This window comes from Pasteurella sp. P03HT (genome assembly GCF_054052285.1).
On record NZ_JBSIUM010000001.1, the window covers coordinates 334306 to 348937 of the forward strand.

A 14632-nucleotide genomic window follows, 5' to 3' on the forward strand; every position below is an offset into this window, starting at 1 on the left:
AAAAAATGACCGCACTTTTCAATTTTGATTAACTCATAAAAGGATGCATTTTGGACAGTATTCCCCTTAGTACCCTATTTATCGTTCTTATTGTTCTACTTATCACCTCAGCCTATTTTTCAGGCTCAGAAACAGGTCTGTTAGCGGCAAACCGCTATCGTCTCCGCCACTTAGCCGAGAAAGGTCATAAAGGTGCCAAAAAAGCTGAGAAATTATTAAAAAAAACCGATGTGTTATTAAGCCTAATTCTGATTTGTAACAACCTCGTCAATATTACCGCCTCTGCCATTACCACTATTATTGGTATGCGTTTATATGGCGATGCAGGGGTCGCCATCGCGACAGGGGCATTAACGTTTGTTATGCTCATTTTCTCAGAAATTTTGCCTAAGACGATAGCTGCGCGTTACCCCGAAAAAGTCGCGTTTACATCAAGTCATTTGCTTTCGGTCTTTTTACGTTTATTTACCCCATTAGTGTACTTGATGAATTTAATCATCCAAGGCATTCTGGCATTACTCCGACTCAAATCGGAAAGTAAATCACAATCCCTCAGTCCAGAGGAGTTGCGTTCTATTGTCAACGAATCAGGCAAATTCATTCCATCTGCCCACCAAGAAATGTTACTTTCCATTTTAGATCTGGAAGAAGTCACTGTGGATGACATCATGGTGCCACGTAACGATATTGGCGGCATTGATATAGACGATGACTGGAAATCCATCATGCGCCAACTCAACCATGCAGCACATGGTCGCGTGGTTCTTTATAAAGGCAGTATGGATGAAAATATCCTCGGGATGCTTCGCGTACGAGAAGCCTACCGTTTGATGTTGGATAAAAATGAGTTTAGCAAAGAAACATTAATTCGCGCCGCAGACGAAGTCTATTTTATTCCTGAAGGCACCGCACTAAATGCACAATTACTAAATTTCCGTAATAATAAAGAACGCATTGGATTAGTAGTAGATGAGTACGGTGATATCAAGGGACTCGTCACACTAGAAGATATTCTTGAAGAAATTGTCGGTGAATTTACCACTTCAACTGCACCATCGATCGAAGAAGAAGTCATCCCACAATCTGATGGTTCTATGATTATCGAAGGCTCAACCAATTTACGTGATTTGAATAAACTATTTGATTGGAACTTAGATACGGAAGAAGCACGAACCTTTAATGGTTTAATCCTCGAACATCTGGAGGAAATCCCTGAAGAAGGGACCGTCTGCGAAATTAATGGTCTACAGATTACCATTTTAGAAGTCGCTGACAACATGATTAAACAAGCAAAAGTCGTCAAACTTTAACCGTTTTTTCTCATGGCGATGGCACAATCCCATCGCCATCCTCTTTCGTTTCCTCAATATTTTTCTATAAAACATGCGCTGATTTATATCAAAAAATTGTCTCTTTTTTATTTACCTTTTACCTTGCTTTTTGCTAGAATTTCGCAATTGAAATTAATTCTCAATAGCGTATAATGCACAACTTATTTTTCGTTGCAAATTAAAGGACTTTGTTATGCCACAGCTCTTTCAATTCTTACAAAACTATATTGACTACATCATTTTAGGCTTACTTGCTCTGATGAGCTTTATCATGGTATGGCTTGTTGTTGAACGTTTTATCTTCTTAAATAAAGTAAATGTTGAAGATTATGACAACGTGCATGAACTTGATATTGATTTGCAACGTAATCTCACCGCAATTTCGATTATCGGTTCCAATGCACCTTATGTCGGTTTATTGGGAACGGTTATTGGGATTCTTCTCACTTTCTTTGAGCTTGGACATTCTGGTGGTGAAATCGATGCTGCTGCCATCATGGTGCACTTGTCTCTTGCACTAAAAGCCACTGCTGTGGGGATTTTAGTGGCGATTCCTTCTATGGTTTTCTACAACGGATTAGGTCGTAAAATCGAAGTAAATCGTTTGAAATGGTTTGCCTTAAATGAGAAAAAAACCAAACAAGCATAGGTGATACCGTGAAAAAATTTGATGAAATCAACATCATTCCGTTTATCGACATTATGTTGGTATTGTTAGCCATTGTCTTGATTACAGCTTCCTTTATTTCTCAAGGCAAAATACAAGTGAATGTTCCCAAAGCCAGTTCAACTGTCGCATTTAGATCGGATGATTTAGCCAAATTATTAACCGTGACAGAAACTGGTGACATCTTTTTTAATGATAAACCGATTACGAAAGAAGCATTAGAACAAGAAATCAGCACATGGGCTAAAGATCAGAAAGTAACGCTGAAAGTAGATGCAAAATCAAGCTTCCAAGATTTTGTTTCTATTACAGATATCATGGCAAAAAATGAAATTCGCAATGTGGCGATTGTCACCATCAAAGAAAAGGCTGCGCAATGATAAAAACAAATCGCTCATTGGTTGGATTTGTCGTTTCTTTGCTTTTTCACGTGAGCTTTGTCGCGTTTTTATACTGGTCGGTACAAAAAGATGATGAAAGTGCAAATGGATTTTCTGCGGACATTGTAAGTACTCACATTTCCATGGAAATGTTAGCAGCTACTGTGCTGGAAGAACCTGAGCCAGAACCCGTTCCTGAGCCAGTCGTCGAGCCAGAGCTCCCGAAAGAAGAAGTAGCCGATCCAACGGTAAAACCTGAACCGCCAAAAGAACCAGAAAAACCTAAAGAACCAGAAAAACCAAAGGAAAAGCCTAAAGAAAAGCCAAAGGAAAAACCGAAAAAAACCAAACCAGAACGTAAAGACTTACCGAAATCGGATCGTGAGATTAATTCAGATTCCTCAATTAATCAGCAAGCGACCACGACAGGTAAAGTGACTAGCACAAACCCTAATTTAGTTGGAACTGGAAGTACAACAAACGAAATTAATGCTTATCGTTCGGCATTACGCCGCGAGATTGAAAAACATAAACGTTATCCAAATCGCGCTAAAATGATGCGTAAACAAGGTGTCGCAACGATTTCATTCCACATTAATAATAGTGGTGCAATTAGTCACGCTCGTATTATTAAATCATCGGGGTCAGAAGAACTTGATCAAGCTGCACTGGCCGCTGTAAATAATGCACGCCCAATTGGTCCACTGCCCGCGGGGATGGCGAATGAAGTAAGCGTACCTGTTAGCTTTAGAATCACTAACTAACAAAAAATCCACCTTACACAGAAGGTGGATTTTTTATATCAAGCGAGTTCATCCGCGCAAATTATTTTGATTGTTTGTATAACGCTATGGCTTGTGGCATCAAGCGTAATAAATTCTGTTGGCGATCTGCATCATTAGGGTGTGTTGAAGATAAGGCCGCCAATACCCCTTTTGAACTCGAACCCGCGGCTTGCATTTTTTGCCAAACACGTGGTGCAGCTTCTGGGTTAAAACCTGATTTTGCCATTAACATTAAACCGACTTCATCCGCCTCCGTTTCATTACTACGCGAATACGGTTTATCCAATGCCCAATCTTTCGTTAGCCCAACAACGACCGCACTACCGTCTGTACCAATCACGGTTGACAACGCAACATGACTCACTTGCGCTAAGACATTAGTAAATTGTCCCATGTTGACTTTTTTCTTACCATGTTCTTTCAACGCATGTGCCATCTCGTGCCCCATAACCGTTGCAATTTCATCATTGGTTAATTTCAGACTATCAACTAACCCAGTATAAAATGCCATTTTACCGCCAGGCATTGCCCAAGCATTTAATTCTTTTGATTTAATCACACTAATTTGCCAGTTAAATACTTGTCCCGTGTGATTTTCTGCATTCGCGTAAGGAACCATTTTCTTAAACACTGCTTGGATCCGTTTTGCTGTAGGGGAAGTCGTATCTAACACCCCTTCACTGCGCGCTTTATTTACCGCTTGTAAATAAGACGACGCCGACTGTTGATTAATACTGGCAGAATCGGCACAGGCATTTAATAGCAGGGCAATAGAAGAAACCATCGCGATTTGCTTGATAAATTTAGTCATAAAGTCCTCACTTACAATCAATTAAATAAAAAAATACCGCTCTTTACAGCGGTATTTATCGCATCAATATTACTTTTTCGCACGTTCAAATGATTCTAAAATTTCTTGACGTGCTGCTTCAACGCCTTCCCAGCCTTCAACTTTCACCCATTTGCCAGCTTCTAATGCTTTGTAGCTTTCAAAGAAGTGTTGGATTTGCGCTTTTAATAATGCGGGTAAATCACCCACATCTTTGATGTGATCGTATTCTTTCGTTAATTTGCTGTGTGGAACTGCAACCACTTTTGCATCACCACCCGCTTCGTCAGTCATTTTTAATACGCCAACTGGACGGCAACGAATGACAGAACCTGGCTGTAACGGATATGGTGTTGGCACTAACACGTCCACTGGGTCGCCATCAGAAGAAAGGGTGTGGTTTACATAACCGTAGTTTGCTGGATAGAACATCGCTGTTGCCATAAAACGATCCACAAATAATGAACCGCTTTCTTTATCCACTTCATATTTGATTGGATCAGCGTTTGCAGGGATTTCAATTACAACATAGATATCATCTGGTAATGCTTTACCTGCTGGTACATTTTCTAAACCCATTTTGTCTTCCTTATTTCAAGTTAATTATAAATAAAAGCAATCAATTATAGCGCTAATTGACGTAATTTGTCGAGATAGAGACGCACGCCTCCTCACTTTCTCTCATTCATCAAAAAAATACTTCAAATGTGTAAAAAACATTTGATTTTTATTTCATGCACTATTAAAGTAGTACATGTTTTACATGACTATCATAACTAACATGGGATTTCTATGACAACGACAACAAAAAAACAGCCTTCTTTACTCGGCGGCGCAATGATTATTGCAGGCACAGCGATTGGCGCTGGTATGTTAGCAAACCCAACAGCAACCGCAGGGGTTTGGTTTATCGGTTCGATTCTTCTTTTAGCTTACACGTGGTTTTGTATGACAACGTCGGGTTTAATGATCCTCGAAGCCAACTTGCATTATCCAACTGGTGCAAGTTTTGACACCATTGTGAAAGATTTATTAGGTAACGGCTGGAATGTAATCAACGGACTTTCTGTTGCCTTTGTACTTTATATTTTAACCTATGCTTACATTACATCAGGCGGCGGGATTACACAGAATTTACTCAATCAGGTCTTCAGTTCACCAGAAAGTGCGGTCGATATTGGGCGTAGTTCTGGCTCGCTAATTTTCTGTATTGTACTCGCCGCTTTTGTGTGGTTATCCACGAAAGCGGTCGATCGTTTTACTACTGTGCTGATTGCAGGTATGGTTGTAGCGTTCTTTCTTTCCACCAGCGATTTAATTAGCTCAGTCAAAACAGACGTGTTATTCAATCAAATCGCACAAAGTGAACAACACTATTTACCTTATATTTTGACCGCACTTCCTGTCTGCTTAGTATCGTTTGGTTTCCACGGTAACGTGCCAAGTTTAGTGAAATATTACGATCGCGATGGTAAACGTGTGATGAAATCGATCTTCTTAGGTACAGGCATTGCATTAGTGATTTACATCTTATGGCAGCTAGCGGTGCAAGGAAACTTGCCACGCGCTGAATTTGCACCAGTTATTGAAAAAGGTGGCGACATCGCTGCACTGCTTGGCGCACTGTCACAATATATCCAAACCGATTACATTGGCGTGGTACTGAATTTCTTTGCTTATATGGCGATTGCGAGCTCATTCTTAGGGGTAAGTTTAGGTTTATTTGACTATATTTCTGACCTATTCAAATTAGATGACAGCTTATCAGGCAGAACCAAAGCAACTTTAATCACATTTTTACCGCCACTATTACTAAGCTTACAATTCCCTTATGGCTTTGTGATCGCCATTGGCTATGCAGGTTTGGCGGCAACGATTTGGGCGGCAATTGTGCCAGCATTATTGGCAAAAGCGACACGTCAGCGTTTTAAAGACAGTACATATCGTGTTTACGGCGGTAACTTTATGATTTACTTTGTGATTTTGTTTGGCGTCCTCAATATTGTGGCACAAGTGGCTGCACAATTTGGCATCTTACCGACATTTTTAGGTTAAACATCACAAATTTCATGGAAAAAGCTTGGCTTGATACAAAATTTTGAGTATATAGTTAGCGGATTTTCAATCTCAAGAGGTTTACAATGAAAAAATTAATTAAATTTAGCGCCGTCGCACTGTCATTAGGGTTAATCAGCCAAGCACATGCTTACACACAAGACAAAACCTATAACATCACCGTATTACACGTGAACGATACGCACGGTCACTTCTGGAAAAACAGCAAAGGTGAATATGGTTTTGCTGCACACAAAACCTTGATCGACGGTATTCGTAAGGATGTCGAAAGCAAAGGTGGCTCGGTTGTGTTACTTCACGCAGGTGACTTCAACACGGGCGTGCCAGAATCAGATATGCTAAACGCAAAACCAGATATCGAAGGGATGAATATGATTGGTTATGAAGCGGCAGTGCTAGGTAACCACGAGTTTGACTTCCCAATCCAACTGTTAGATATGCAAGAAAAATGGGCAAAATTCCCACTTCTTTCTGCAAACGTGATCAACAAAAAAACCAACAAACCATTAGTGAATCCTTATGTGATGTTGAAAAAAGAAGATTTAAACATTGCAGTTGTAGGTTTAACCACTGAAGATACCGCAAAATTAGGTAACCCAGATGTGGTTGATCACGTTATCTTCAAAAATCCAATCGAAACAGCAAAAACTACATTAGCGGAAATCAATAAAAAAGAAAAACCCGATATGCGCATTGCGTTGACCCATATGGGCTACTATTTTGACGGTAAACACGGTCAAAATGCACCAGGCGACGTTACCATGGCTCGAACTCTTGATAAAGGCGCATTTGATTTAATCATTGGTGGACACACACACGACACCGTTTGTATTGATGAACAAGGTCAATTCAAAGCGAAATACACGCCAGGTGAAGCATGTCAACCTGACTTCCAAAACGGGACTTGGATTGTTCAAGCAGGCGAATGGGGTAAATTCATTGGTCGCGCAGATTTTGAATTCAAAAACGGCGAAACGAAATTGGTGAAATATGAGTTAATCCCAGTTAACTTAAAACAAAAAATCAAATTAGAAGACGGCAAATCTGAATACAAACTTTATCAATCTGAAATCGTAGAAGATCCAGCAGTATTTGCACATTTAAAAACTTACCAAGACGAAGGTGACCGCTTATTAGGCGTGAAAGTGGGTGAAGTAAAAGGTAAATTTGTGGGCGATCGTAAAATTATTCGTTTCCACCAAACTAACCTTGGTCGCTTAATCGCACAATCTCAAATGGAACGTGTGAAAGCTGACGTCGGTATTATGAACTCAGGTGGTATCCGTGCTGATATCAACGAGGGCGAAACCACTTATAAAGATCTTCTTACTGTTCAACCGTTCGGTAATATGATCGCAACTGTGGATTTCACCGGCCAAGAGCTTTTAGACTACCTCAACGTTGTTGCGATGAAACAAGTTGATAGTGGTGCATATCCACAATTTGCGGGGCTTTCAATGGTTGTTGATCGTACTGCACAAAAAGTGTCTGATGTAAAAGTGGATGGCAAAGCACTTGATTTAAACAAAAAATATAAAGTGTCTGTACCAGACTACTGCGCTGGCGGTGGTGACGGTTACCCAGTATTGAAAAAACACCCAAGCTATGTGAATACTGGTTTCATCGATGCTGAAATGTTGAAAAAATACTTTGAAGAAAACAAAGTATTAGACGCATCGAAATACGATCCAAAAGACGACATCATCTTCAAATAAGATGACTAAAAAAAGCGTCTATGATGCCCCGCAATTTTTTGAGCTTTATTTAAAATTGCGGGAAAATCCGATCAGCTTAAATGAAGTGGTAGAAAAGCCGACAATGTTGTCTCTACTGCCCGATTTAACAGGCAAAAAACTGTTAGATTTGGGTTGTGGCTGTGGTGGTCATCTACAACTTTATTTACAACGCAATGCCCGCTTTGTTGTGGGCATTGATCTGTCTGAGAATATGCTCAAACAGGCAGAAACAGACTTAGCAAAATTTTCCCAAAATGCACCGCACTTTGCTTTGCATCAGCTTTCAATGGAACAACTCAGCGAGTTACCTGAAAGCCAGTTTGATGTCATCACAAGTTCATTTGCGTTTCATTATGTGCAAGATTTTCCTCAGTTGTTATCCGATATTCATCAAAAATTAAATCCAAATGGTTATTTGATTTTCTCGCAAGAGCACCCGATTGTAACTTGTTACCAAGGCGGTGATCGCTGGGAAAAAGATGAAAACAAACAGCAAGTGGCGTATCGCTTAAATTATTACCGTGACGAAGGCGAACGTGATCGAAATTGGTTTAAACAACCGTTTAAAACCTATCACCGCACTACTGCTACCCTCATCAATAATTTAATTCAAGCGGGTTTCCAAATTGAACAAATGGCAGAACCGATGCTTTCCGATCAGCCTGAGTGGCAAAACGAATTTAAAGATCTGCAACACCGCCCTGTTCTGTTATTTATTAAAGCAAAAAAAATTTAACTTTTTTGTAAAAAACACTTGCCAGTTCATTTTTTTTACAGTAATTTGGATAGCAATTAACCAATAAGGAAGACAAAATGAATTTTAACCGCATTGCTCATCATCACCACCATCACTCCTGATTATCTTTCGGGCGTTTAGTGGTGCTTGGAAGATAGAAAATCTTCCGAGCAGTGCGATAGAACCAACAACAAAGCCTCTCGGAACCACTCGAGAGGCTTTTTTTATAACTAAAATTCACAACATCAAACACAGGATAACATTATGATCGAAAGTAAAAGACTACGCATTGCGATGCAAAAATCAGGGCGTTTAAGCCAAGAATCTCAAGCACTATTAAAACAATGTGGTGTAAAAATAAATTTACAAGAACAACGTTTAATTGCTTACGCTGAAAATATGCCAATTGATATTTTACGTGTTCGTGATGATGATATCCCTGGTTTAGTCTTTGATGGCGTCGTGGATCTTGGCATCATCGGTGAGAATGTTTTAGAAGAAGAGGAACTTGCCCGCCAAGCTGCTGGCGAAAGCGTCAATTATAAAAAATTACGCCGTTTAGATTTCGGTGGCTGTCGTTTATCCATCGCTATTCCACAAGATGAGACTTATAAAGGCGTAAGCGATCTCGAAAACGCCCGTATTGCAACCTCGTATCCAAATTTACTCAAACGCTATATGCAACAACAAGGCGTGGACTTCAAAACCTGTTCACTCACTGGCTCAGTAGAAGTTGCTCCTCGTGCGGGGCTTGCCGATGCGATTTGTGATTTAGTGTCTTCAGGCGCTACGCTTGAAGCCAACGGCTTAAAAGAAGTGGAAGTGATTTACCGCTCAAAATCCTGCTTAATTCAACGAGCTGCCGAACTTAGCCCAGAAAAACAAGCCTTAGTGAATAAGTTACTCACTCGTATCCAAGGCGTTCAACAGGCGGCAGAATCCAAATACATTATGCTCCACGCACCGAAAGAAAAATTAGAAGAAATTACCGCACTTTTACCAGGCGTGGAAAACCCAACCATTTTGCCATTGGCACACGATGATTCAAAAGTCGCCATGCATGTTGTTAGCCAAGAAGCGCTATTCTGGGAAACAATGGAACAGTTAAAAGAGATTGGTGCAAGTTCAATCCTTGTTTTACCAATTGAGAAAATGATGGAGTAAATATGGCATTCACAGAAACTGAAAAGCAATCTTTACTCGCTCAAAAAGGCATTGGTCCAACTATTTTGAAACGTTTAGCTGAAATGGGGCTAGATGATGTGAATCAATTAGCAAATTCTACCCCTGACTTTATCTTACAACTCGGTTCAGAAATTACAGGTTCAACTTGTTGGCGAAATAGCCCGCAAGCTCGTAAAGCAATAGAGGCTGCAATTAATTGGGCTAAGGCACAAAACAGTTAATATATTGCAAAAAATGCTTTAAAACTGACCGCTTGTATTTTTTATTAATGAATTTACCGTGCAATATGAGAAAAAATTATGCAAACACTAATTTGGAATAACTTAAATGATCAAGAAAAACAAACCGCACTTTCACGCCCAGCACAAGCGATTGGTGAGCAAATTACACAAGCAGTCAATCAAATTAAGGCGAATGTGCTCAAGAACGGCGATCAGGCGTTATTTGAGCTGTCGGAAAAATTCGATAAAGTGAAATTGGAAAGCTTGGTTATCTCAAAAGAGCAAATTGAACAAGCAAGTAGCCGAATTTCTGAAGGGTTGAAACAAGCTATTCAAACGGCAAAAGATAATATTGAGCGTTTTCACCAAGCACAGAAAAATGAACGTGTGGATATCGAAACGCAAGAAGGTGTGCGTTGCCAAGTGTTAACCCGACCAATTCAAAAAGTCGGTTTGTATATTCCGGGTGGTTCTGCCCCGCTCTTTTCCACTGTATTGATGCTCGCAGTGCCCGCCAAAATCGCAGGCTGCAAAACCATTGTACTTTGTTCGCCACCACCAATTGCCGATGAAATTCTCTACACAGCAAACTTATGTGGAGTTGAAACTATTTATGCCGTTGGTGGCGCTCAAGCGATATTTGCAATGGCAAACGGTACAGAGAGCGTGCAAAAAGTGGATAAAATTTTCGGACCAGGCAACGCCTTTGTGACAGAAGCTAAACGCCAAGTTTTACAACAAGGCACAGCCATTGATATGCCTGCGGGGCCTTCAGAAGTGTTAGTGATTGCCGATGAATTTGCCGATCCTGATTTTGTAGCGAGCGATTTACTCTCTCAAGCGGAACACGGGGCTGACAGCCAAGTGATTTTAGTGACGAATTGCGAAACTTTAGCAAAACAAACCGCACTTGCCATTGAACAACAACTTGCACGCTTACCAAGAGCGGAAACTGCACGCAAAGCCCTTGCACACAGCCGCACGTTTATCGCAGAAGATCTGCAACAATGTGTCGCAATCAGCAATGCTTACGCTCCAGAACATTTAGTCGTACAAGTGGAAAACGCTCGTAATTTATTGCCATTGTTGGACAATGCAGGTTCGATCTTTTTAGGCGCTTATTCCCCTGAAAGTATGGGCGACTATGCCAGCGGCACCAACCACGTATTGCCAACTTACGGCTACACACGCACACACTCTAGCCTAGGTTTGGCCGATTTCAGCAAACGAATGACCGTACAAGAACTTAGTCCACAGGGTTTTAAAAATCTCGCCAATACTGTGATGTTAATGGCAGAAGCAGAACAATTAGAAGCGCACAAACAAGCGGTGGAAATTCGCTGGAGAAAGTTGCAAGGTGAAAAAAATCGCGCATAATACACTGTGATTTTATACAGTTTATTAAGGAAAATAAATGAACAATCAAATCCAGCTCTACACAAGCGAAGACGGCAAAATTGCATTACAGGTTTCTTTTGAACAAGAAACGGTATGGCTAACTCAAGCACAGATGGCGGACTTATTTGAAGTTAAACCACAAAATATCACTATGCACTTACAGCATATTTATGCTGAAGGTGAGTTGGATGAAATATCAACTTGTAAGAATTTCTTACAAGTTCAAAAAGAAGGGAATCGCCAAGTTAAACGTCAAAGAAAACTGTACAACTTAGATGCCATTATTTCCGTAGGCTATCGTATTAGTTCTAAACGAGCGACTCAATTCCGCCAATGGGCAACACAGACCTTAAAACAATTTTTAGTGCAGGGCTATGCGATAAATGAACGTCGTTTACAAGAAAAAGGGATTGAATTTAGTCAGGCTGTTGCCTTATTAAGCCGTACACTGACTAATCAAGCCTTAATCAATGACGACGGGCAAGCAGTCATTAGCGTAGTGCAAGACTATGCCCGAACTTGGAGTTTATTGCAGGCTTACGATGAACAAAGTTTGGTTGAAAATCGAGTCAAACAGCCAGAAATGAAAGCCTTAGTTTTTAATGAGGTATTACAAGCAATTGATCAATTAAAACAAACCTTGATTGAAAAAGGGGAAGCGACTGAGTTGTTTGGTCAACTGCGTTCTGATGGTTTGGCTTCTGCTATTGCAACTATTGAGCAAGGATTTGGTGGGGAGTGGTTTTATCCAAATGTTGCCAGTCGTGCCGCACATTTGCTGTATTTTGTGATTAAAAACCATCCATTTGCAGATGGTAACAAACGTTCTGGATCCTTTTTATTTTTATGGTACTTACGCCTGAATCAGGGATTGTTGGAAAAACCTGTTGAGCAACTCATTAATGATAATACATTAGTCGCCTTGGCCCTATTAGTAGCAGAAAGCTTGCCAGAGCAAAAAGAGCTCATGATTAAACTTATCGAACATTTTATTTTATTAAAAACACATAATTAAGCAGGAACACAATATGCCGATTTCACAACTTTCACGTAAAAATATCCAAGCCTTAACGCCTTATCAATCCGCACGCCGTTTGGGTGGTAAAGGCGATATTTGGTTGAATGCGAATGAATACCCAACTTCGCCAAATTTTGATTTAACTCACCGCACTTTTAACCGCTATCCCGAGCCACAGCCTCAAGCAGTAATTGAAGGCTATGCCAACTATGCAGGGGTGAAATCTGAAAATGTGCTAGTCAGCCGAGGCGGTGATGAAAGTATCGAGCTGATTATCCGTGCTTTTTGTGAGGCGCAAGATAGCGTGCTTTACTGCCCACCGACCTATGGAATGTATTCTGTAAGCGCCGAAACCTGTGGCATTGCATTAAAAACCGTACCTTTAACCGCCGATTTTCAGCTGAATTTACCGGAAATTGAACGCAATCTTTCAGGTGTGAAAGTTGTGTTTGTGTGTAGCCCGAATAATCCAACGGGTACGTTAGTGAATCGTGAAGATTTGTTAGCTTTATTAGAAATGACGAGAGAGAAAGCCATTGTGGTGGTTGACGAAGCTTACATTGAATTTTGCCCACAAGCGACAATGGTCACAGAGCTAAAAAATTACTCGCACTTGGCGATTATCCGCACCCTATCCAAAGCCTTTGCATTAGCGGGCTTGCGTTGTGGTTTTACTCTTGCGAACAAAGAATTAATCGATGTGCTACAAAAAGTTATTGCGCCTTACCCATTGCCTGTGCCTGTGGCTGATATTGCTGCTCAAGCCTTACAAACAGACGGCTTACAAGTGATGACACAACGAGTGCAAGAAATTTTGCAAAATCGTACCGCACTTGAAACCGAACTTCGCACATTGTCTTGTGTTGAAAACGTCTTCGAAAGCGACGGCAACTATGTCTTAGTGAAATTTCAGGATGGGCAAAAGGTATTTAAAACCCTTTGGGATCAGGGCATTATCTTACGTAATCAACACAGCGCATTGATGTTAGAAAACTGCATTCGTATCACTGTTGGTACTGTGGAAGAAAACCGCCAAGTGATTGAAGCTATTCGTCAAATTGCATAAGATACAAACAGAACAAAAGACAAACAGGATAACAATATGACACAACAATCTATTCTTTTTATCGACCGCGACGGCACCTTAATTGATGAGCCGAAAACCGATTTTCAAATCGACAGTTTAGAAAAATTGCAATTTGAGCCGAATGTCATTCCAGCGCTGTTGAAGCTCAAACCTTTTTACCGTTTTGTGATGGTCAGCAACCAAGATGGCTTAGGCACGCCATCTTTTCCACAAGAGAATTTTGACAAACCGCACAATGCAATGATGGCATTATTTAAGTCTCAAGGCATTGAATTTGATGAAGTGTTAATTTGTCCACACAAACCAGAAGATAACTGCGATTGCCGTAAGCCTAAAGTCAAATTATTGAAAAAATATATTGATAAAAAATTGTTCGCTCCTGCCACCAGCTTTGTGATTGGCGACCGATACACCGATGTGCAACTGGCGGAAAACCTTGGCATTCGTGCGTTGCAATATGATCGAGAGAAACTCAATTGGGATCTGATTGTTGAAAAACTTTTGCCAAAACAGACCGCACTTGCCGATCGAACACCACGCTATGCGGAAGTGGTTCGCACCACCAAAGAAACAGATATTAAAGTGCAAGTGTGGCTGGACGAAACAGGGATGAACGACATCAAAACGGGCGTGGGCTTTTTCGATCATATGCTCGATCAAATCGCTACCCACGGCGGTTTTAGAATGAATGTGAGCTGCAAAGGCGACTTATGGATTGACGAACACCACACCGTTGAAGACACCGCACTTGCGCTCGGCACGGCATTAAAACAAGCCCTCGGCGACAAACGAGGCATCCAACGCTTCGGTTTTGTGTTGCCAATGGACGAATGCAAAGCAGAATGTACGATGGACTTATCCGGTCGCCCATATTTCAAATTCAAAGCCAAATTTAAACGCGACAAAGTGGGCGACTTCAGCACCGAAATGACGGAGCATTTTTTCCAATCTATCGCTTATACCTTAATGGCAACCCTGCACCTAAAAACGAAAGGCGACAACGACCACCACAAAATCGAAAGCCTGTTTAAAGTGTTTGGTCGCACGTTGAGACAGTGTATTAAGGTAGAAGGGAATGAGTTGCCGAGTAGTAAGGGAGTTTTGTAATCTGAAAAATATATAGACTTATTACATATGACTTAAAGTATGGTTAATTTTTAATAGATTTTAATCATTTGTAGAA

The 14632-nt window shown here is 40.7% G+C and carries 15 protein-coding genes and 1 other annotated feature; of the genes, 13 read left to right on the plus strand and 2 right to left on the minus strand.

Translation table 11 applies throughout. The features are described 5' to 3' along the window. The first annotated feature begins 50 nt into the window (after positions 1-50). From ACWIT3_RS01605 to ACWIT3_RS01620, 4 genes are all read left to right on the plus strand, one after another. Positions 51-1310 (plus strand): HlyC/CorC family transporter, encoded by a 1260-nt coding sequence (locus ACWIT3_RS01605; RefSeq protein ID WP_457161081.1) that lies wholly within the window; start codon positions 51-53, stop codon positions 1308-1310. 214 nt (positions 1311-1524) lie between these two features. Next, entirely contained in the window at positions 1525-1980 is a 456-nt protein-coding gene (gene exbB, locus ACWIT3_RS01610) for a TonB-system energizer ExbB (RefSeq protein WP_046339571.1), read from the plus strand. Between the two features lie 8 nt (positions 1981-1988). Next, positions 1989-2378: a TonB system transport protein ExbD gene (gene exbD / locus ACWIT3_RS01615; RefSeq protein ID WP_046339572.1), complete on the plus strand. Its 390-nt coding sequence runs from the start codon at positions 1989-1991 to the stop codon at positions 2376-2378. Next, positions 2375-3142, plus strand: a complete 768-nt coding sequence (locus tag ACWIT3_RS01620) for an energy transducer TonB family protein (RefSeq protein WP_457161082.1) — start codon at positions 2375-2377, stop codon at positions 3140-3142. Before exbD ends, ACWIT3_RS01620 begins: the two co-directional genes overlap by 4 nt. A gap of 61 nt (positions 3143-3203) precedes the next feature. Here the strand turns inward: ACWIT3_RS01620 and ACWIT3_RS01625 are convergent, their stop codons facing one another. Both ACWIT3_RS01625 and ppa read right to left on the minus strand, forming a co-directional pair. After that, positions 3204-3974 (minus strand): M48 family metallopeptidase, encoded by a 771-nt coding sequence (locus ACWIT3_RS01625; protein ID WP_457161083.1) that lies wholly within the window; start codon positions 3972-3974, stop codon positions 3204-3206. A 69-nt stretch (positions 3975-4043) separates the two neighbouring features. Further along, positions 4044-4571, minus strand: a complete 528-nt coding sequence (ppa, locus tag ACWIT3_RS01630) for an inorganic diphosphatase (RefSeq protein WP_457161084.1) — start codon at positions 4569-4571, stop codon at positions 4044-4046. 213 nt (positions 4572-4784) lie between these two features. Here ppa and mtr point away from each other — a divergent pair, with 213 nt between their 5' ends. The 9 genes from mtr to hisB all read left to right on the plus strand — a co-directional run bounded on the left by mtr (position 4785) and on the right by hisB (position 14556). Then, on the plus strand, positions 4785-6047 hold the full coding sequence (mtr, locus tag ACWIT3_RS01635; protein WP_457161085.1) for a tryptophan permease: 1263 nt from the start codon (positions 4785-4787) through the stop codon (positions 6045-6047). An 86-nt stretch (positions 6048-6133) separates the two neighbouring features. Continuing rightward, on the plus strand, positions 6134-7783 hold the full coding sequence (ushA, locus tag ACWIT3_RS01640; RefSeq protein ID WP_457161086.1) for a bifunctional UDP-sugar hydrolase/5'-nucleotidase UshA: 1650 nt from the start codon (positions 6134-6136) through the stop codon (positions 7781-7783). Between the two features lies 1 nt (position 7784). Continuing rightward, positions 7785-8540, plus strand: a complete 756-nt coding sequence (locus ACWIT3_RS01645; RefSeq protein ID WP_457161087.1) for a class I SAM-dependent methyltransferase — start codon at positions 7785-7787, stop codon at positions 8538-8540. Between the two features lie 100 nt (positions 8541-8640). Next, positions 8641-8768, plus strand: a sequence feature (His leader region). A 36-nt stretch (positions 8769-8804) separates the two neighbouring features. After that, entirely contained in the window at positions 8805-9704 is a 900-nt protein-coding gene (gene hisG / locus ACWIT3_RS01650) for an ATP phosphoribosyltransferase (protein WP_457161088.1), read from the plus strand. 2 nt (positions 9705-9706) lie between these two features. Beyond that, positions 9707-9946, plus strand: a complete 240-nt coding sequence (locus ACWIT3_RS01655; protein ID WP_457161089.1) for a recombinase RecA — start codon at positions 9707-9709, stop codon at positions 9944-9946. A gap of 78 nt (positions 9947-10024) precedes the next feature. Continuing rightward, positions 10025-11323, plus strand: coding sequence for a histidinol dehydrogenase (gene hisD, locus ACWIT3_RS01660; RefSeq protein ID WP_457161090.1), 1299 nt, complete (start codon positions 10025-10027; stop codon positions 11321-11323). A 37-nt stretch (positions 11324-11360) separates the two neighbouring features. Then, the gene (rhuM, locus tag ACWIT3_RS01665; protein WP_457161091.1) at positions 11361-12359 is read left to right on the plus strand and encodes a RhuM family protein; all 999 of its coding nucleotides are present in this window, start codon (positions 11361-11363) and stop codon (positions 12357-12359) included. A gap of 13 nt (positions 12360-12372) precedes the next feature. Further along, the gene (hisC, locus tag ACWIT3_RS01670; protein ID WP_457161092.1) at positions 12373-13428 is read left to right on the plus strand and encodes a histidinol-phosphate transaminase; all 1056 of its coding nucleotides are present in this window, start codon (positions 12373-12375) and stop codon (positions 13426-13428) included. Positions 13429-13464: 36 nt separating this feature from the next. Continuing rightward, positions 13465-14556, plus strand: coding sequence for a bifunctional histidinol-phosphatase/imidazoleglycerol-phosphate dehydratase HisB (hisB, locus tag ACWIT3_RS01675; RefSeq protein ID WP_457161093.1), 1092 nt, complete (start codon positions 13465-13467; stop codon positions 14554-14556). Positions 14557-14632: the final 76 nt, after the last annotated feature.

Coding starts and splice junctions, on each gene's coding strand:
- hisC (WP_457161092.1), top strand. CDS start 12,373: ATGCCGATTTCACAACTTTCACGTAAAAATATCCAAGCCTTAACGCCT.
- hisB (WP_457161093.1), top strand. CDS start 13,465: ATGACACAACAATCTATTCTTTTTATCGACCGCGACGGCACCTTAATT.
- mtr (WP_457161085.1), top strand. CDS start 4,785: ATGACAACGACAACAAAAAAACAGCCTTCTTTACTCGGCGGCGCAATG.
- ACWIT3_RS01655 (WP_457161089.1), top strand. CDS start 9,707: ATGGCATTCACAGAAACTGAAAAGCAATCTTTACTCGCTCAAAAAGGC.
- exbB (WP_046339571.1), top strand. CDS start 1,525: ATGCCACAGCTCTTTCAATTCTTACAAAACTATATTGACTACATCATT.
- ushA (WP_457161086.1), top strand. CDS start 6,134: ATGAAAAAATTAATTAAATTTAGCGCCGTCGCACTGTCATTAGGGTTA.
- hisD (WP_457161090.1), top strand. CDS start 10,025: ATGCAAACACTAATTTGGAATAACTTAAATGATCAAGAAAAACAAACC.
- ACWIT3_RS01645 (WP_457161087.1), top strand. CDS start 7,785: ATGACTAAAAAAAGCGTCTATGATGCCCCGCAATTTTTTGAGCTTTAT.
- rhuM (WP_457161091.1), top strand. CDS start 11,361: ATGAACAATCAAATCCAGCTCTACACAAGCGAAGACGGCAAAATTGCA.
- ppa (WP_457161084.1), bottom strand. CDS start 4,571: ATGGGTTTAGAAAATGTACCAGCAGGTAAAGCATTACCAGATGATATC.
- ACWIT3_RS01625 (WP_457161083.1), bottom strand. CDS start 3,974: ATGACTAAATTTATCAAGCAAATCGCGATGGTTTCTTCTATTGCCCTG.
- ACWIT3_RS01620 (WP_457161082.1), top strand. CDS start 2,375: ATGATAAAAACAAATCGCTCATTGGTTGGATTTGTCGTTTCTTTGCTT.
- hisG (WP_457161088.1), top strand. CDS start 8,805: ATGATCGAAAGTAAAAGACTACGCATTGCGATGCAAAAATCAGGGCGT.